This is a genomic window from Porphyrobacter sp. YT40 (genome assembly GCF_006542605.1).
Taxonomy (GTDB): Bacteria; Pseudomonadota; Alphaproteobacteria; order Sphingomonadales; family Sphingomonadaceae; genus Erythrobacter.
On record NZ_CP041222.1, the window covers coordinates 1,929,310 to 1,946,549 of the forward strand.

Genomic DNA, 17,240 nt, shown 5'->3' on the forward strand with positions numbered 1-17,240 from the left:
AGCGAGACTTGGCAGCTTGCTGCCTAGTCGCAGCGGGGTGGTGCGTGGCGCGCTCGCTGCGCTTGCCACCATCCTCTAGCCCCCTCCTCTGAAGAGGAGGGGGCTAGAGGGTCACCCCTCCTCAAGCAGCAGCAGCACCGCCGTCACCTCAAGCCGCTCCATCGCGCCGAAGCGGTGGTCGACCTTCGTGATGGTGGCATCGGCGACCAGCTGGCCGGGGAGGGTGAACTCGTGATCGGGCAGGCGCTCGATCAACTCCTCGCCGCCCGCCACCGCGTCCGCTCCGCAGAATTCCATCACCACTTCGTGCCGCGTGCCCGCAAAGGTGATCGAGGCCCAAGCCTTCTCCTCGTGGCCCAGCACCGTGCCATGCCCGTCGGTGAGCGCCATCAGCGCCGCATGAACCCGATCCGCCAGCGTCCGGCGTGCGCGCAGGGCGGCAGGTGGCGCGGCGGGGAGGGGGGCGGACTTAACCTCGATCTCGGCGAAATCGGCGAAGATATGCGCGAAGGGATCGCGCAGGCTTTCGGTCAGCAACATCACGCCATCTCCCCCTTGCCCGCGCCGGACGCCTCGACGGCGGCGCGGTCGGCATAGCCTTTCATCCATGCGCGGGTGCGCATTTCGGTTTCGCGGCGCGGGCTCCGGCCCATGCGCAGGTCGAGAACGAAGCGCGGATCATGGGCGGCGAGTCGCCCGAATCGCGTCGCGGGCAGGCGATGCTCGCTGAGGAAGGTTTCGATGGTCCGAAGCAGCATGGTTTTGCGTCCCTGTTGATGCTGAGCCGATGGGTTGGCATCGGGTGATTCGCCCGATGTTCCTGAAATGTTCCATGTTTTTTCGTCCTTGTCTAGGAAATTTCTTTCGTGTAGGAAGTGCCTATGAAGGAAACCCAACACAGCGGCGCTGAAGCCCTCTCCGGGCCCCGGGCGCGGTTGCTGGAATTGTCGCAGGAACGCGGGGTGAGCCTTGCGGCCCTGTCGGATCTTCTCGGACGCAATTCCTCCTATCTCCAGCAATTCATTCGCAAAGGCAGTCCGCGCAAGCTGGAGGAGCAGGACCGCGCGACGCTCGCCCGTTTCCTCGGCGTGGGTGAGGGCGAGCTGCGCGAGACGCAGGAAAATTCCTACGTAAAGGTCCCTAAGCGGCGGGATGCGGGTGATTGGGTGGAAGTCCCGCGGCTCGATCTCGACGCGGCGGCCGGGGCGGGGCGGGTGCCCGGAAGCGAGGCCGCCTTCGACACATTCCGCTTCTCGCGCCGCTGGCTGGAAGAACAGGGCCTCGCCCGCGCCGAGCTTTCCGCGATCCGGGTCGAGGGAGACTCGATGGAACCGCTGCTCAACGACGGCGACGAGATCCTCGTCGATTGCTCGCCAAAGCCGTTCCGCGACGGTATCCACGTGGTGCGCCTCGGCGACACGCTGATGGTGAAGCGCGTCGCCAGCGCGGGGCCGGGGCGGGTGGCGCTGCTCTCGCAAAACCTCGCCTACCCGCCGGTCGAGGTAGCGGCTGACGAGGTTGCGATCATCGGACGGGTAGTTTGGAAAGGGGGGCGGGTGTGAGCCCATGCAAGTTGCTGGAAAGGCGTGGCTTGCCCTGATATCTCTCGCCTATGTCCAACCTCAAGACCCGCATCATGTATATCGAGAGCAAGTCCGAAGGGCTGAATGGTCCGGCCCGGATAGGACGCGTGACCTTTTCGAAGTCGGGTCGCTCTGTCCACTATGCAGGCCGCACCTTTCTGAAGGTCGGCGGCGGCTTCAAATACAATCACATCGCCGAAGACAATGGTGAGAGGTTCTGGATTTCTGGCCCGCGCAAGGATGGCCGGGACCGACTCTATCCCGACAGCTCGGTGCCTGTTGAGATAGACGAGGATGTGAGGGATGAATATTGGCGAGACATCCGCGGGAAGGCTTGATCTGATCCCATTGGCTCCCCGCCCAGGACTTGATCCGGGGCCCCGCTCGGTTTCGTGCCGACCGAGAAGGCTGGGCCCCGGGTCAAGCCCGGGGCGGGGACAGGACTGCTCTTGCAATTGACGGCCGCCCTCTCCATCCCTTTCGTATGACCGACACCCCCAAGCCCACGCCTCCCATGCGCGCCGCGATCATTCCGGTGACGCCGCTTCAGCAGAACTGCTCGCTGATCTGGTGCACCAAAACCATGAAAGGTGCGTTGGTCGATCCGGGCGGGGATCTCGACCGGCTCAAGGAGGGCGTCGCCAAGGCGGGCGTCACGCTGGAGAAGATCCTCGTCACCCACGGCCATCTCGACCATTGTGGGCAGGCGGGGATGCTGGCGGAGGAGCTGGGCCTCGACATCGAAGGCCCGCACGAGGATGACCGCTTCTGGATCGACCAGCTCGATGACGACGGCCCGCGCTGGGGGATGGTGGCGAAGAGCTTCACGCCGACCCGCTGGCTCCAGCATGGCGACACGGTGACGGTGGGCGAACTCACGCTCGACGTGATCCACTGCCCCGGCCACACGCCGGGCCACGTGGTGTTTTTCCACGAACCCAGCCGCTTCGCGATCGTGGGCGACGTGCTGTTTCAGGGCTCGATCGGCCGCACGGACTTCCCGCGCGGCAATCATCAGGACCTGATCGATTCCATCACCCAGCGCCTCTGGCCGCTCGGCGAGGACGTGATGTTCATTCCCGGCCACGGCCCGACCAGCACTTTCGGGCGCGAGCGCAAGACCAATGCTTTTGTGAGCGACTACGCGCTTTCCTGATTGCGACCCCGCCTCCGCGGGGTCGTCCTCGGTGCTGTTTCGATCCCTGCGGGCTCTAGCACCTGCGGGCGCGCGGTCGCGCTTGCGGCCCGCTTGATAGCGGGCCGGTCAGCGCTCCTTGTGGGGCAAGCCTACATTACCCCCATCGCCACCAGCGCGGCGACCACCGCCAGCCCGAGCAGCACCAGCATCGTCACCAGCGTCCCGACCATCCGGCCCCAGCCCCAATTGCCGCCGTCCATGCCGAAGCCGTGCAGCACCCGCCCGATCATGTAGACAGCCGCGACCAGGCTGAGCCACCCGCTGCCCCGGCCCGCCAGTTCGATCGCCGCAATCAGCGCCAGCACGAAGGGCGTGTTCTCCACGAAATTCGCTTGCGCCCGCATCCGGCGCTCGAGGCTCTCGCTCCCGCCGTCACCCACGCTGATCGACAGCGCGCGGCGTACCGCGCCGATGCGGATCGACAGCCAGATATTGAGCACGGCCGCCGCCGCCGCTGTGGCGAGCGTCACAGGAAGCACGATCATGATAGGATCCCCTCGATATTGCGGCGCCCTTGCTAGGCGGGCCGCGAGCGGGTTGCAACGCGCGAAATTTTCGCTATAGCGCGCGCCTTCCCGCCGCTGCTGGCCAAGGAATGCTCGCACCTGCTTGTCGCTTGTGCGCGCGCGCTCCTTGCCGTAAGGGCGGCCTTCGAGAATCGCAGGTGCCACCCGGTGCCCCACAGAGTTAGTTGAGGAATTGGTGCCGCCATGGCTGTCCCCAAGAGAAAAGTATCGCCTTCCCGTCGCGGCATGCGTCGTTCGCACGATGCGCTGAAGGTCGAGGCGTTCCACGAATGCCCCAACTGCGGTGAGCTGAAGCGCCCGCACAACATCTGCGGCCACTGCGGCCACTACAACGGGCGTCAGGTCGTCGCCGTCGGCTGAGCCGATGGCCCGTACACTGAACCGGAGTAACGCGTCATGAGCCTGCCCCGTATCGCTGTCGATGCGATGGGCGGCGATGAAGGCGTGCGCGTGATGGTCGAGGGCGCGGCGCTGGCGCGGCGCGACCACGACAAGTTCAACTTCCTGCTGGTGGGCGATGGCGCGCGTATCGAAGCCGCGCTCGAAAATCACCCCAACCTGCGCGCGGCCTCCGAAATCCTGCATTGCGACGACGTGGTGGGCGGCGACGAGCTCCCCAGCCGCGCGATCCGCCGTGCCAAGACGACTTCGATGGGTCTCGCCGTCAACGCGGTAAAATCGGGCGATGCGGGCGCGGCTGTCAGCGCCGGCAACACCGGCGCGCTGATGGCGATGAGCAAGCTCGCGCTGCGCACCATGCCCGGGATCGACCGCCCGGCGCTCGCCGCTATCATGCCGACGCTTAAGGCGCATGACGTGGTGATGCTCGACCTCGGCGCCAATACCGAGGCGGATGCACGCAACCTCGTGCAATATGCGGTAATGGGCGCGGCCTATTCGCGGATCGTCAACGGCTTCGAAAAGCCGGTCGTGCGCCTGCTCAACATCGGCACCGAAGAGATCAAGGGCACCGAAGAACTGCGCGATGCCGCCGCGATGCTGACCGCCGCTTCCTCTGAGGGCGGGCTGGCGCTGCAATTCGACGGCTTCGTCGAAAGTGACAAGATCAATCGGGGCGAAACCCATGTGGTCGTCACCGACGGGTTTTCGGGCAATATCGCATTGAAGGCAATCGAAGGCTCGGCGCGTTTCGTCACCGATCTGCTGCGGCAGGCCTTCACCTCCTCGCTGCGCTCCAAGATCGGCTTCCTGGTCTCGCGTCCGGCGACCGAGTTGCTGAAGCATCATCTCGATCCCAATAACCACAACGGCGCGGTTTTCCTCGGTCTCAATGGCGTGGTGGTGAAGAGCCACGGCAGCGCCACGGCCAAGGGTGTCGCCCACGCGGTCGCGGTGACCGCGCGGCTGCTCGAAAACAAGCTGACCGAGCGGATCGCGCACGATCTCTCGCAGCTGGGCGAAGGGGCGCTGAGCCGCAAGGGCCGCGCCAAGCCTGCGCCGCGCGACGAGACTGCGGCGTGAGCGGTTCGCGGCTGCTCGGCACCGGATCGGCCCTGCCGCGCCGGGTTGTGACCAATGCCGAGCTGGCGACACGCGTCGACACTTCCGACGAATGGATTGTCGCACGCACCGGCATCCGCCAGCGCTATATCGCCGAGGATGACGAGACCACCTCGACCCTCGCGATCGCCGCCGCGCGCGCCGCGCTCGCCGATGCGGGGGTGGACGCGGCCAGCATCGGGCTGATCGTGCTCGCCACGGCCACGCCCGACAACACCTTCCCCGCCACCGCCACTAAGGTGCAGCAGGCACTGGGCTGCAACGGCGGGGTCGCCTTCGATGTCGCGGCGGTGTGCTCGGGCTTTCTCTACGCGCTGAGCGTCGCCGATTCGCTGCTCAAGACCGGCATGGCGAAGCGCGCACTGGTGATCGGGGCGGAGACGTTCAGCCGCATCCTCGATTGGGAAGACCGCACCACCTGTGTGCTGTTCGGTGACGGGGCCGGGGCCGTTGTGCTCGAAGCGCCCTCGGGCGAAGCGCAGGGGCCGGACGCCCCCGGCATCCTCGCCGCGCGGCTGCACGCCGACGGGGCGCATCACGACCTGCTTTATGTCGACGGCGGCCCCTCGACCACGCAGACCACCGGCCATGTCCGCATGAAGGGCCCCGAAGTGTTCCGCCATGCGGTCGTCAACCTCTCGTCAGTTCTCAAGGAAGTGCTTGAGGATGCGGGGGTTTCTGCCGACGCCATCGACTGGGTGGTGCCGCATCAGGCCAATGCCCGTATCCTCGATGCGACCGCGAGGAAGCTCGGCATTTCGCCCGACAAGGTGATCGTGACCGTGCAGGATCATGCCAACACCTCGGCCGCATCGGTGCCGCTGGCGCTGGATGTGGCGCGCAAGGACGGGCGGATCAAACCGGGCGATTTGGTGATGCTGGAAGCGATGGGCGGCGGCTTTACCTGGGGGGCGAGCCTCATTCGCTTGTGACCGCAAGGGGGCAGCGGCAGACCCGCACCTGACACAATTGCGGAAAATTCATCACAACGCCCGGCATCGCGTTGCAAAACCGCACGAAAATCGTAAAGCTTTGCGCCTTCCTTCGGGTCGCGCCGCAAAGGAGAATACGCATGATGCGTTCGGTTGGCACTCTCACCCGCGCCGATCTGGCGGAAACCATCAACCGGAAGATGGGTTTTAGCCGCGCCGAGTCGCTCGACATGGTCGAAGCGATCCTCGCCAAGATGAGCGATGCGCTCGCCAAAGGCGAGAACGTCAAGATCTCGGGCTTCGGCAGCTTCGTGCTGCGCGACAAGAATGAACGGATCGGCCGCAACCCCAAGACCGGGGTCGAAGTGCCGATTACGCCGCGCCGGGTGATGACCTTCCGCGCGAGCCAACTGCTCAAGGAACGGATTGCCAAGGGGTAACCCTTCGGCCTGCAAGGTGAGGTTTGATGACCGGGTTCGATGACGGCAAGGACGAAGGCGCGCTGCGCACCATCGGCGAAGTCAGCGAGGCGCTGGGCATCAAACCGCACGTGCTGCGCTATTGGGAAGCGCAGTTCCCGCTTTTGAAGCCGCTGAAGCGCAGCGGCGGGCGGCGTTACTATCGCCCGGACGATGTCGCGCTGGTCGAAACCATCGACCGGCTGATCAATCGCGAGGGCTATACCCTGAAGGGCGCCGAGGCGGTGCTTCGCGCTTCGGCCAAGTCCGGGCTCGACCGCCGCTCGACCGACCGCCGCGCCGGCGATCGCCGTGCGGGCGCCGACAGCGGCGAGACCCCCGGCGTGCGGGTGGTGGTCGCCGAAGCACCCGAAATGACCGAGGTGATCGCCGGGCTCAAGGCCCTGCGCGCCAAGCTGGCCGCGGCGCTGGAGAGTTAGGCGCTTACTCCGCTGCCAGAAGCGCGGCCTCGCCGAGATCGACGCTGACGAGGCGCGAGACCCCTTTTTCCGCCATCGTCACCCCGAACAGACGGTGCATCCGGCTCATCGTTACCGCGTTGTGGGTGACGATCAGGTAGCGGGTGGTGGTGGTGGCGACCATGGATTCGAGCAGGTCGCAGAAGCGTTCGACATTGGCGTCGTCCAATGGCGCGTCGACTTCGTCGAGCACGCAGATCGGGGCGGGGTTGGTAAGAAACAGCGCGAAGATCAGCGCGGTTGCCGTCAGGGCCTGCTCGCCGCCAGACAGGAGCGACAAGGATTGCAGTCGCTTGCCGGGCGGCTGGGCGTAGATTTCCAGCCCCGCTTCCAGCGGATCGTCGCTGTCGATCAGCGCCAGATGCGCCTGCCCGCCTTCGAACAACCGGGTGAAGAGCACGCGGAAATGCCCGTCCACCGCCTCGAAAGCCGCGCGCAGCCGCTCGCGGCCCTCGCGATTGAGGCTGCCGATCGAGCCACGCAGCCGCGCGATGGCCTCGACCAGTTCGGCCTGTTCCTCGGCTGACGAGCCATGCTCGGCCTCGATCCGGGCGAGTTCGTCGGCGGCGACGAGGTTGACGGGGCCGATCCGCTCGCGCGCGGCGGTGAGCTTTTCGAGCTCGGTGGATTCGTCTGCGGCGGGGGCCAGATCGTTTTCGTCGAAGCCGAAGCGCTCTCCCAGCAAGGGCGGCGGGCACTGGAAGCGCTCGCCCGAGATGCGCGCCATTTCGGCGCGGCGCAGTTCCTCGTTCTCGGCGCGCGCGGTGAGGCTGGCGCGGCTCTCGCGGGCCTGTGCGAGCACCTCGGTCGCCTGCGCGAGCGCGGTGTCGGCGGCGCGCTGGCGGGTGTCGGCCTCGCGCATCACGGCATCGGCGGCGGCGAGTTCTTCGGCGAGGCGGGTACGGGTCGCCTCGCCCGCCTCGATTTCGGCGGTGAGCGCGGCCGGTTTGGCAGCATGGACCGCGACCTCCTCGGCGATTTCGGCGAGCCGCCGGGTGGTCTCGGCCATGCGCCGCTCGGCATCCGAGGAGCGCGCCTGCCACCCCGCATGGTCAGCGGTCTGCGCGGCCAGCCGCTCGCGCGCCACGGCCAGCGCCTGATCCTGTGCGGCCAGATCGGCGAGCGCGGCCTGCACGGCAGCGCGCGCTGCGGCGTTGCGCGCCTGCGCGGCTTCCAGCGCGGCCCGTCCGGCGTCCTTCTCGGGCAGGCGCGCGCAGGCCTCCCGCGCGCTTGCGACCTCGGCGCTTGCGGCGGCGATCTGGCTATCGATGTCGGAGGCACTCGCGGCGAGTTCGGCGAGCCGCGCGGCGAGGCGTTCCTTCGCGGCTTCGGCCTGATCGAGCTTGCGCAGGGCCTGCCGCTCGGCCTCGATCGCGCCCGCGAGGCTGCGTTCCTGCGCGACCAGCGCGGTTTGCAGCGCGGAGAGTTCCTCGCGCACCGCCTTGTCCTCGGCCTCGGCGGCGGCGGCGGCGGCGCGCAAGGGGGGGAGGGCGGCGTCGAGTTCGGCAAAGCGGTTGGCCGCTTCGAGCTGCGCCGCCTCGGCCGCGCCTTCGCCCCGCGCGACGAACCCGTCCCACCGGCGCAGATGGCCCGCGCGGGTCACCAGCCATTCGCCGGGGGCGAGCGTGCGGCCATCATCTTCATCGACACAATGCACCAGAGCCAGCCGCGCGGCGAGTTCCTCGGGGCATTGCGAGAGGCGCTTGGCCAGGCTGTCGGCGACCGGCTCTGGCGCAGCGGCCCCCGTCCAGAACCGCCCCTCTGCCTCACCCGCAGGGGCACCCAGTGGCGACTTGCCATCGCGTCCCAGCACGGCGGCGAGCGCGCGTTCGTATCCGGGGGCGACGGTGACACGGTCGAGCGGGGTCGCCATGCCCTGCCGCCCGGCCTCGCGCTTGGCGCGCGCCTCGCGGTCGCGGGCGAGCGCTGTGTGCTCGCGATCGACCCCGGCGAGTTCGGCGCGCGCGGCGGCGAGGGCACTCGCCACTTCGTCGCGGCGCGATTGCAACTCGGCCTTGCGCGACTGGTCTTCCGCGAGTTTGGCACGCAGCCGCGCCACCGCCTCGCCAGCGTCCTCGACAGCGGCGCGGGCGGCGATGACATCGGCCTCCGGATCGCCTGCGCTTTCCAGTTCGGCGCGGGTGCGGGCGAGGCGCGCGGCTTCGGCCTCGATCCGCGCGAGGCGGGCCTCGGCCTGATCAACCGCCGCTTCGGCGACGCGCCACTCGGCCTCGACGCCGGCCTGATCGGCAGTCGCCTTGGCCAGCGCGAGTTCGGCGGCGCGGTGGGCGCGTTCCTTGTCCTCGGCCTTTTCGGCGAGCACCGGGCGCGCGGCTTCGGCGGCGGCAGCAGCTTCGCGGCTGGCGGCGAGTTCGTCGGTCAGCCGGGCGAGCGCGGCGACCGCGGCGTTGGTCAGCCGGTCTGCATCGGTGCGGTCTTCCTCCAGCCGGCGCTGCTGGCGGGCGAGATCGGCGAGGCGGGTTTCGGCGGCTTCGAGCTTTTCAGACAACGCCGCCAAGCGGTGACCGTGGGCGCTGGCATCGTCGCGCCGGTCGGCGAGTTCGTCGCGCGCATCGGCAAGCGCCTGCGCCGCCGCGGCCTGCTGCTTTTGCGCGATCTCCACCAGCTTCTGCGCCTGAGACACTTTGGTTTCGGCGTCCTCTGCCGCCGCGCGCGCGGATTTGGCGGCGGCGGCGGCTTCACGCCAGCGGGCGAACAGCAGCCGCGCTTCGGCCGCCTGAATCTTCGTGGTGAGCTCGGTGTAGCGTTCCGCCTGCCGCGCCTGCCGCTTCAGCGAAGCGATCTGCGCGTCCAGGCCCGCCATCAGGTCTTCAAGCCGGGCGAGGTTAGCCTCTGCCCCGCGCAGCTTGCTCTCGGCATCCTTGCGTCGGACGTGGAGACCGGCGATCCCCGCAGCCTCTTCGAGCATCGCGCGGCGCTCGGCGGGCCTTGCGGCGATCACCTGCGCGATCTTGCCCTGGCTGACCAGCGCGGGGGAGTGCGCGCCCGTGGCCGCGTCGGCGAAGGTGAGCGCGACATCCTTGGCGCGCACGTCGCGGCCATTCACCCGGTAGGCAGAACCCGCGCCGCGCTCGATCCGGCGGGTGACGACCAGCTCCTCGCCGCTATCGTCCTCGGCATGGAGCACCACTTCGGCAAAGTCGCGCGGGGGCCTGGTGGAGGTGCCCGCGAAGATCACGTCCTCCATCCCGCCCGAGCGCATCGACTTGGCCGAGGTTTCCCCCATCACCCAGCGGATCGCTTCGAGCAGGTTGGATTTGCCGCAGCCATTGGGGCCGACGACGCCGGTCAGCCCGGGCTCGATGCGCAAGTCCGCCGGCTCGACGAAGCTCTTGAAACCGCTGAGCTTGAGCCGGTGGATCTGCATCGGGTCGGGTCTGCGCCCCCGCTCGCCTCAGCGCGCGCCGGCGCGCTGGAGCTGCGGTTCGACCACTTCCCAGGCCGTGCCGTCGACGCGCTGGCCATTGAGGAAGAAGGTCGGCGTGCCGGTAACCTTGTCTTTGTCGGCCTGCGCCTTGGTGGTGTTCACCAGCGCCTCGATCTTGGCGGAATCGGCAAGGCAGGCGCGGCCTTGATCGGCGCTGAGCCCGCGCGCGGCGAAGAATTCGAGCAGGCCGGTCGCCTCGGCGATGGCAGCAAAGCGCTGGTTCAAAGGCAGGTTCTCGGCGGCCTGCACCGCCTGCGGGTTGCTCTGCAACAGGGCAACGATCGGGTCATGCTCTTCCCAGACCTGATCGGACAGTGGCTGGAACTGTTCCTTTGCGCCGCACTGCGCCAGCGTGGCGAGGATCACGTCGTAGGGGTTGAGGAACACCTCGCGCTGTTCGAACGCGACGACGCCGGTGGGGACGTATTTCTGTTTGATCACAGGCTTGCCGGTGGTGGCGAAGCGGGCGCAGACGCCGCAGGTGTGCGAGGCATATTCGACCAGTTTGATCGGGGCATCGGGGTTGCCGACCATGTAGCCGCCTTCGGGCGTGATGGTGACGACATCGCTCCACTGCTGGCCCGCCGGGGGCGCGATCGCGGGGATCGGCTCACCGCGGGCCACGGTGCCATCGGTAGCGGCATCGTCGCCGCAAGCGACCAGCATGAGCGGCGCGAGCGCGAGCAGGGGGAGCGAAAGCAGGCGGGAGACAGTCATCGGTCGGAAATCCTCAGGCAGTGAAGGGGCAGGATAGCGTCTCGCCTGCCCGTCCAGCAAGCGGGGCGGGCGGCGGGGTGTGAACAAGTCGGCTCAGCTGCCCGGCTGGGCGGCAAAGCGGGCTGAAAGTGCAGGGTAGAGCGCCTCCCAGCTGTGGACCTCGTCGAGCAGCTTGCCATCGAGCGCGAAGCTCGGCGTGCTGTGGACCCCGATCTCGGCATGGTCGGCCTTGCTGTTGTCGCGCAGGCGCTGGGCGGCGGCATCATCCGAAACGCAGGCGTCGAGTTCGGATTGCGACTGGCCACGCGCGACCAGCATCTGGGTGAGCCCCAGCGCGCTGGCGGCGTTCATCCGTCCGGCCCGGTCGCCGCGCAGCCACAGCGCTTGCTGGCTCTGCGGCGCAGCGCGCGCCTTGCCCAGCCAGTCGGCCTGCGACAGCATCAGCGCCTGATGGCGCGCCTTGAACCCGGCGGGGTCGCCGCATTGGGCGAGCAGGGTGACGGTGGTGTCGATCTCGTTACGGATCACCGGGCGCACCTCGACGCTGACCTTGCCGGGCTTCAGGAGCACGATCTCGATCGCCGGTTCGCCGCGCGCGGTGAAATCGGCGCAGTGCGGGCAGGTGTAGCTGATGAATTCGATCATCTGCGCCTCGGCCCTAGGATTGCCGATCACATGGCCGCGATCGGTGCGCGCGACGGTCGATTGCCAGGTGCCGGGGTTCTCCTGCGGCACGAAGGCGCTGTCGGGTCGCTCGAGATCCTGCTGCGCGGCGACTGGTGCGCCCGCCAGGGCCAGAGCGGCAGCACCGGCGGCGGCAGCGGAGAGGAGGAGAGGCTTGATCATGACGTCGGGTTGTCCTCAGGGGCGGGGTCTTGCGTGTTCGTCAGGCTGCGCGCGAGCGATTCCAGCACGGTGCGCAGTTCGGGATCGCCGATATCGCGCAAGCTGTCGCCCAATTCCAGCGGGATCGGCTTGAGCGACGGCGGCGGCTTGGCCGGGGCAGCGTCGGCGGGCGGGGTGACCGCGCCGTGCCGCAGCTTGACGCGGGCGACCGCACGATATCCGAAGAAGCGGTTCACCCGCTCGATGATCTCGGGCACGACCTGCTGGATCAGCGGCGCATGGGCCGGGATCACCACCAGATCGAGGATGCCCTCGGCCTTTTCGCCCGGCGGGAAGCGGATCGCTTCGGGGCTGCAAACGCGGGCGTGGCGCTGGCCGACGATTTCGGGCCAGCGGGTGACGACCGAGGACTGCACGAAGCCGAAGCGGCGGAAGGCGGTGCGGCCGATCTCGGGCGTGAGATCGCCGATCGCGCGCACGCCGGTGCCGCGCGGGCGGGTGTATGGTTTGATCTGGCCCTTCTTGCCGGAGGATGTCTTGTCGCTTCCCATGATTGCGCCCGCCATGCCATAGGCGGCGCGTGACTGCCAGTATCTCCGACAATCTGCTTGCCTGGTACGATCGCAACGCCCGCGATCTGCCGTGGCGCGCGCCGCCGGGGAGTCCGCTGCCGCCCGATCCGGCTTGGCCCTACCGCGTGTGGCTGTCGGAGGTGATGCTCCAGCAGACCACGGTTGCGGCGGTGAAGCCTTATTTTGCCAAGTTTACCGAGACATGGCCCACGGTCGAGGCGCTCGCCGCCGCGCCCGAGGATGACGTCATGGCGGCATGGGCGGGGCTGGGTTACTACTCGCGCGCGCGCAATCTGGTGAAGTGCGCGCGGGCCGTGGCCGAGCGGGGCGGCTTTCCCGACACTGAGGCCGAACTGCGGGGGCTGCCCGGTCTTGGCGATTACACCGCCGCCGCCGTCGCCGCGATCGCCTTTGGGCGCCGCGCGGTGGTGGTCGATGCCAATGTCGAGCGGGTGGTGGCGCGGCTCTTCGACATCGCAGAGCCGTTGCCCGGTGCGCGCAAGGCGATCCGCGCGGCGGCGGACACGATCACGCCCGATGCGCGTGCGGGCGATTTCGCGCAGGCGATGATGGACCTCGGCAGCCACGTCTGCACCAGCCGCGCACCGCGCTGTCTGCTTTGCCCGCTGGCCGAGGCCTGCGAGGGGCGCAAGCAGGGCGAGCCCGAGCGCCTGCCGATCAAGCCCGTCAAGACGCCCGTGCCCGAACGGCGCGGCACCGCGTTCTGGATCACGCGCGACGGGGGCGCCGAGGTGTGGCTCGTTACCCGCCCGCCATCAGGGATGCTCGGGGGAATGCGCGCCTTGCCCGACGATGGCTGGAGCGCGCGCGCCGATGGCTCGGGCAAGGCTCCCGTCGCGGGCGAGATGCGCAGTATCGGCGCGGTGCGGCACGGCTTCACCCATGCCAGCCTGACGCTCGAGGTGGTGGCAATCGCGGTCGTCGCCGATCCGCCGGGGGAAGGGCAGTGGTGGCCGGTGGGGCGGCTCGGCGAGGCGGGGCTGGCGACGCTGTTCGCCAAGGCCGCGCAGCTGGCGCAGGCGGGCAGTTAGAGCACTTTCCGACCATCCTGACCCATGCTCACGGAGCCGATTTGGGCGCAGGGCAAGGCGAGAGGAGCGAGCGATGCAGCGCATCGTGAGCGACGAGCAACGTCGCCCTGCGCCCAATCGGCCTGCGGTCGCGTCATGAAGCCCGCTGGCTTCGTCACGCCGCTTGCAGGGGCAACCAGCCCCTGCCGCGCGCCGTTCCTGTCCAGCGGGCTTCATGACGCGATCAGGGTGGGTCAGGATGGTCGGAAAGTGCTCTAGATCAGCCCGCCGCCCAGCGCGAGCCGCACGCCCGCGATCAGCAGCACGACGAGGCAGAAATTGCGGCCCCCGTCCTTCGAGGACAGCGCGCCCAGAATGATCCCCGTCACGATCACCGGCAGGGCGAGCCAGTTGGCCCAGCCGAGCAGCGGGATCTGCGCAGGGATGACGATGATGAGGCTGATAAGGCCGATGATATAGGCAAGAGCGTTGAGCATGTGTCTTATATGGGCAAGACACCGCGCGATTGCAAGCATCGCGATTGACCCGTGCGGCGGCCTGCCGCACACAGGCTCCGCATCGCATCAGCCGGAGATTCTGCCCCCATGTCGGTTCACACCATCGCCTCGCCCGCTCTTTCGCGCCGATCGCTGCTGCGTTCCGGCGCGCTCTTCACCGGGGGCGCGGCGCTGTCCGGCCTGCCGTTCGGGCGGATGGCCTTCGCGCATGACGTCGCCGAAAGCTGGCCTGCGGTCGCTGCGCTGGCGGACAAGTATGTCAGCAGCCGCAAGCTCGCCAACCTGTTCCTGACCTTCGGCTGGGGGCAGGAAGATCACGCGCACACCGTGGGCGGCGGCACGCTCGCGCTCGGCAAGCCGACGCCGGTGGACGAGAACTCGCTCTACCGCATCTATTCGATGTCGAAGCCGATCACCGGCATGGCGACGATGATCCTGATCGACGAGGGCAAGCTCGGGCTCGACCAGCCGGTGCACGAGATCCTCCCCGCCTTCCGCGACATGCAGGTGCTGATCGACCCCGAAGGCCCGCTGGAGGACGTGGTGCCCGCCCGCCAGCCGATCACCATCCGCATGCTGCTGACCCACACTGCGGGCCTCGGCTACCAGATCATCAGCAAGGGGCCGCTGCAAAAGGCCTTCAACGAGCTGGGTCTCGTCGGGGGCCGGGTGAGCCGGATGCCGCTTCCGGGGATCGAGCCGGTCACGCCTGCACCGGGTCTTGCCGAGTGGGCTGACCGGCTGGCGACACTGCCGCTGATGTATCAGCCCGCCACCAAGTGGAGCTATTCCTGCTCGATCGACCTGCTCGGCCGGGTGATCGAGGTGGCGAGTGGCATGCCGTTCGAGACGTTCCTCAAGCAGCGCATTTTCGACCCCTGCGGCATGACCAGCACCTGGATGCAGGTGCCCGCCAGCGAGGTGGACCGGCTGACCGACAATTACGGCATCGTCGGCGGCACCCCGTTCCCGATCGATCCGGGGGTCAATTCGGTGTTCCTCGATCCGCCCGAGGTTCCGGCAGGCGGCGGGGGCCTCGTCTCGAGCCCCAAGGATTACGACCGCTTCCTGCGGATGCTGCTGGGCTATGGCCGCCTCGACGGGCGCTTCGTGATGAGCGAGGAGGCGGTGCGCGTCGGCACCTCCAACCTGCTGCCCGCCAGCGTCGATACCGCGGGCAGCTGGGTCGAGGGCGAGGGCCACGGCGCAGGCGGTCGCGTTTCGGGCACCAGCTATGGTTGGGGCGGGGCGGCAGGCACGCTCGGCGCGGTCGACTTCGGCCTCAAGCTGCGCTCGTGCCTGTGGACGCAATACATGCCGTCGGAAGCCTATCCGATCCGCGACGAATTCCTTGCTGCGATGCAATCCGATCTGGAGGCCATGCGCGCCAAGAAGATGGCCGCCTGATGCACGGCGCCGCGCTGCCCCCGCTGCCGATGGCCTTTGCCGGATCGCCGCTCGACCGGGCGGATCATATCCGCGTCGACGATGCGGCGCTGGCGGGACTGATGAACTGGCGCGCGCGGGTGCTGCTGATGGACGGCTTGCTCCCCGGGGTGGACGATGCGGGCGGCCTTGTCTGGGGCAGCCTCGCCGATGTTGCCGAGGATGCCGAGCTGGTGTTCCTCGGGATGCTCGACGGCAAGGCCCATTTTGCCCCCGTGCCGAGCGGCGGGGCGGAGGGCCCGGCCTATGCCCAGCCCGCCGCATGGCAGCTGATGCAATTGCTCAGCCCGCCCGATCTGGCGATCTATGGCGGGGCGCGCAGCCTCGCCGATTGGCACGCGCGGCACCGCTTCTGCGCGCGTTGCGGGTCACACACCAAGCTGGTCAAGGGCGGCTGGCAGCGCCATTGCGACGGCTGCGGCGCAGACCACTTCCCGCGCACCGACCCGGTGACGATCATGCTGGTGGAGCATGAAGACCGTCTGCTGCTGGGCCGCCAACCGCGCTTCCCGCCGCGGATGTATTCGGCGCTCGCCGGCTTCGTCGAACCGGGCGAGACCATCGAGGAGGCGGTCGCGCGGGAAATCCACGAGGAAGCGGGCGTCCGCGTGCGCGACGTGCGCTACATCGCCAGCCAGCCCTGGCCTTTCCCGAGCCAACTGATGATCGGCTGCACCAGCGTGGCGGACGACCCCGAACTCACCATCGACAAGACCGAACTCGAAGACGCGCGCTGGTTCACCCGCGCCGAGCTGGAGGAAGCGCGCGCGGCGGGCGAGCACGGCACCGACCTGCTCTATTTCCCGCGCCCTTTCGCGATTGCGCATCACCTTGTGGCATGGTGGCTCGACAGATGACCCAGACTCTCACCATCGACATCTATTCCGACGTCATGTGCCCGTGGTGCCTGATCGGCTACGGCCAGCTGACCAAGGCGTTGCGCGAGCTGGAAGGCGAAATCGCCGCGCAAATCCGCTGGCGGCCCTTCGAACTGAACCCGCAGATGCCCCCCGAAGGTGAGGAGCAGGAGGCGCACCTGCAACGCAAATATGGCCGCCCCGCCGAAGAGGGCGCGCGCATTCGCGGGCAGATGAAGGCGATTGCCGAGAGCGCGGGCGTCTCCCTTAGCTACGAGCGGGAGGGCGAGGCCCCGCCCGCGATGATGTGGAACACCCGCGATTGCCACAAGCTGCTCGCCTTCGCGCTCGAGCAGGCCGGGCCGGAGGTGCAGACCGCCTTGAAACTCGCGCTGTTCCGCGCCCATTTCAACGAGCGCCGCAATCTCGGCGACCGCGACGTGCTGCTCGATATCGCCGCAAGCGTCGGCCTCCACCGCGAGGCGGCCAAGGCCGCGCTCGACGATCCCGACCTCGAAGCCCGCGTGCTCGCCGAGGAGGCGCAGGCGTGGGACATGAACATCTCGGGCGTTCCGGCGATGATCGTGGAAGGCAAGTTCCTGATCCCCGGCGCGCAGGCCCCGGAAGTCTATGTCGACGCGCTCAGGCGGGTGGCGGAAAAAAGCCGGGCGGCTGCGGGCTAGACCAGCCCCAGCCGCTCCAGCTTCATCGCCAGCTTGCCGGGGAGCGCATCACCGATGTCCTCGCCCTCGGCTACGTCCCTGGGGGCCTTGTCCTCGGTGAGATAGCGCCAGCCCTGATGCGCGCGCTTGGCCTGCTGGTGGACGCGGATCAGCTTGCCCTCCAGCACGATGTCCCAGCGCCCGTCCTGCGTTTTCTCGAAGCCGATGATCGGCGAGCGCGCGACGATGGCGTGATTGATGATCCAGTAGAGCGAGCCGCCGATGCATTCCTCGTGCCGGGTCGGGCGGTTGCGGGTGGTGAGCGCGATGGCGCCGCGCCCGGCGATCCGGCGTTCGAGTTCGGAAAAGCTTTTCGCCCCGAAGGCGATCTTGGTCAGGTGGAGCGGCATGGGGTCAATGTGGGGCAAAGCCGGGCAGGATCAAC

At 68.3% G+C, this 17,240-nt stretch carries 21 protein-coding genes; 12 read left to right on the forward strand and 9 right to left on the reverse strand.

Going from position 1 to position 17,240, the window contains the following annotated elements:
• Window positions 1–111 precede the first annotated feature (111 nt).
• Window positions 112–540, reverse strand: coding sequence for a hypothetical protein (locus E2E27_RS08940; protein WP_141461742.1), 429 nt, complete (start codon window positions 538–540; stop codon window positions 112–114).
• Window positions 540–758, reverse strand: a complete 219-nt coding sequence (locus E2E27_RS08945; RefSeq protein ID WP_141458615.1) for a hypothetical protein — start codon at window positions 756–758, stop codon at window positions 540–542. The genes E2E27_RS08940 and E2E27_RS08945 overlap by 1 nt, the downstream gene beginning before the upstream one ends.
• Before the next feature lie 123 nt (window positions 759–881).
• Here E2E27_RS08945 and E2E27_RS08950 point away from each other — a divergent pair, with 123 nt between their 5' ends.
• From E2E27_RS08950 to E2E27_RS08960, 3 genes are all read left to right on the forward strand, one after another.
• Window positions 882–1,562, forward strand: a complete 681-nt coding sequence (locus E2E27_RS08950; protein ID WP_141458616.1) for a S24 family peptidase — start codon at window positions 882–884, stop codon at window positions 1,560–1,562.
• Between the two features lie 50 nt (window positions 1,563–1,612).
• Window positions 1,613–1,921 (forward strand): 1-deoxy-D-xylulose-5-phosphate synthase, encoded by a 309-nt coding sequence (locus E2E27_RS08955; protein WP_141458617.1) that lies wholly within the window; start codon window positions 1,613–1,615, stop codon window positions 1,919–1,921.
• A gap of 176 nt (window positions 1,922–2,097) precedes the next feature.
• Complete coding sequence (locus tag E2E27_RS08960; protein WP_141461744.1) at window positions 2,098–2,739, forward strand: MBL fold metallo-hydrolase; 642 nt, start codon at window positions 2,098–2,100, stop codon at window positions 2,737–2,739.
• Window positions 2,740–2,870: 131 nt separating this feature from the next.
• Here the strand turns inward: E2E27_RS08960 and E2E27_RS08965 are convergent, their stop codons facing one another.
• Window positions 2,871–3,266, reverse strand: a complete 396-nt coding sequence (locus E2E27_RS08965; RefSeq protein WP_181443396.1) for an MAPEG family protein — start codon at window positions 3,264–3,266, stop codon at window positions 2,871–2,873.
• A 225-nt stretch (window positions 3,267–3,491) separates the two neighbouring features.
• Here E2E27_RS08965 and rpmF point away from each other — a divergent pair, with 225 nt between their 5' ends.
• The 5 genes from rpmF to E2E27_RS08990 all read left to right on the forward strand — a co-directional run bounded on the left by rpmF (window position 3,492) and on the right by E2E27_RS08990 (window position 6,659).
• On the forward strand, window positions 3,492–3,668 hold the full coding sequence (rpmF, locus tag E2E27_RS08970) for a 50S ribosomal protein L32 (RefSeq protein ID WP_086736123.1): 177 nt from the start codon (window positions 3,492–3,494) through the stop codon (window positions 3,666–3,668).
• A gap of 36 nt (window positions 3,669–3,704) precedes the next feature.
• The gene (gene plsX / locus E2E27_RS08975; RefSeq protein ID WP_141458618.1) at window positions 3,705–4,790 is read left to right on the forward strand and encodes a phosphate acyltransferase PlsX; all 1,086 of its coding nucleotides are present in this window, start codon (window positions 3,705–3,707) and stop codon (window positions 4,788–4,790) included.
• Complete coding sequence (locus tag E2E27_RS08980) at window positions 4,787–5,761, forward strand: beta-ketoacyl-ACP synthase III (RefSeq protein WP_141458619.1); 975 nt, start codon at window positions 4,787–4,789, stop codon at window positions 5,759–5,761. Before plsX ends, E2E27_RS08980 begins: the two co-directional genes overlap by 4 nt.
• 140 nt (window positions 5,762–5,901) lie before the next feature.
• Entirely contained in the window at window positions 5,902–6,201 is a 300-nt protein-coding gene (locus E2E27_RS08985; protein WP_181443397.1) for an integration host factor subunit alpha, read from the forward strand.
• Window positions 6,202–6,227: 26 nt separating this feature from the next.
• Window positions 6,228–6,659 (forward strand): MerR family transcriptional regulator, encoded by a 432-nt coding sequence (locus E2E27_RS08990; RefSeq protein ID WP_141458620.1) that lies wholly within the window; start codon window positions 6,228–6,230, stop codon window positions 6,657–6,659.
• A 4-nt stretch (window positions 6,660–6,663) separates the two neighbouring features.
• Here the strand turns inward: E2E27_RS08990 and E2E27_RS08995 are convergent, their stop codons facing one another.
• The 4 genes from E2E27_RS08995 to E2E27_RS09010 all read right to left on the reverse strand — a co-directional run bounded on the left by E2E27_RS08995 (window position 6,664) and on the right by E2E27_RS09010 (window position 12,275).
• A complete protein-coding gene (locus E2E27_RS08995; protein WP_141458621.1) occupies window positions 6,664–10,086 on the reverse strand; it encodes a chromosome segregation SMC family protein in 3,423 nt (1,140 codons plus the stop codon).
• Window positions 10,087–10,113: 27 nt separating this feature from the next.
• Window positions 10,114–10,863 (reverse strand): DsbA family protein, encoded by a 750-nt coding sequence (locus E2E27_RS09000; protein WP_141458622.1) that lies wholly within the window; start codon window positions 10,861–10,863, stop codon window positions 10,114–10,116.
• 93 nt (window positions 10,864–10,956) lie between these two features.
• The gene (locus E2E27_RS09005) at window positions 10,957–11,709 is read right to left on the reverse strand and encodes a DsbA family protein (protein ID WP_141458623.1); all 753 of its coding nucleotides are present in this window, start codon (window positions 11,707–11,709) and stop codon (window positions 10,957–10,959) included.
• Window positions 11,706–12,275 (reverse strand): DUF721 domain-containing protein, encoded by a 570-nt coding sequence (locus E2E27_RS09010; RefSeq protein WP_141458624.1) that lies wholly within the window; start codon window positions 12,273–12,275, stop codon window positions 11,706–11,708. The genes E2E27_RS09005 and E2E27_RS09010 overlap by 4 nt, the downstream gene beginning before the upstream one ends.
• Before the next feature lie 14 nt (window positions 12,276–12,289).
• On the opposite strand from E2E27_RS09010, the gene E2E27_RS09015 reads away from it, so the two are divergent.
• The gene (locus tag E2E27_RS09015; protein ID WP_141458625.1) at window positions 12,290–13,333 is read left to right on the forward strand and encodes an A/G-specific adenine glycosylase; all 1,044 of its coding nucleotides are present in this window, start codon (window positions 12,290–12,292) and stop codon (window positions 13,331–13,333) included.
• A gap of 254 nt (window positions 13,334–13,587) precedes the next feature.
• Here the strand turns inward: E2E27_RS09015 and E2E27_RS09020 are convergent, their stop codons facing one another.
• Window positions 13,588–13,809, reverse strand: coding sequence for a hypothetical protein (locus E2E27_RS09020; protein ID WP_141458626.1), 222 nt, complete (start codon window positions 13,807–13,809; stop codon window positions 13,588–13,590).
• A gap of 108 nt (window positions 13,810–13,917) precedes the next feature.
• Between E2E27_RS09020 and E2E27_RS09025 the strand changes: the two genes are divergently transcribed.
• From E2E27_RS09025 to E2E27_RS09035, 3 genes are read left to right on the forward strand one after another with little or no spacing between them, the layout of a single operon-like run.
• On the forward strand, window positions 13,918–15,237 hold the full coding sequence (locus tag E2E27_RS09025; protein WP_141458627.1) for a serine hydrolase domain-containing protein: 1,320 nt from the start codon (window positions 13,918–13,920) through the stop codon (window positions 15,235–15,237).
• On the forward strand, window positions 15,237–16,133 hold the full coding sequence (gene nudC / locus E2E27_RS09030; protein ID WP_141458628.1) for an NAD(+) diphosphatase: 897 nt from the start codon (window positions 15,237–15,239) through the stop codon (window positions 16,131–16,133). Before E2E27_RS09025 ends, nudC begins: the two co-directional genes overlap by 1 nt.
• On the forward strand, window positions 16,130–16,816 hold the full coding sequence (locus E2E27_RS09035) for a DsbA family oxidoreductase (RefSeq protein ID WP_141458629.1): 687 nt from the start codon (window positions 16,130–16,132) through the stop codon (window positions 16,814–16,816). Before nudC ends, E2E27_RS09035 begins: the two co-directional genes overlap by 4 nt.
• On the opposite strand, the gene E2E27_RS09040 is transcribed toward E2E27_RS09035, so the two are convergent.
• Window positions 16,813–17,205 carry a DUF1489 family protein gene (locus E2E27_RS09040; RefSeq protein ID WP_141458630.1) on the reverse strand — a complete coding sequence of 131 codons (393 nt, stop codon included), beginning with the start codon at window positions 17,203–17,205 and terminating at the stop codon, window positions 16,813–16,815. The two genes, E2E27_RS09035 and E2E27_RS09040, sit on opposite strands and share 4 nt — an antisense overlap.
• Window positions 17,206–17,240 lie beyond the last annotated feature (35 nt).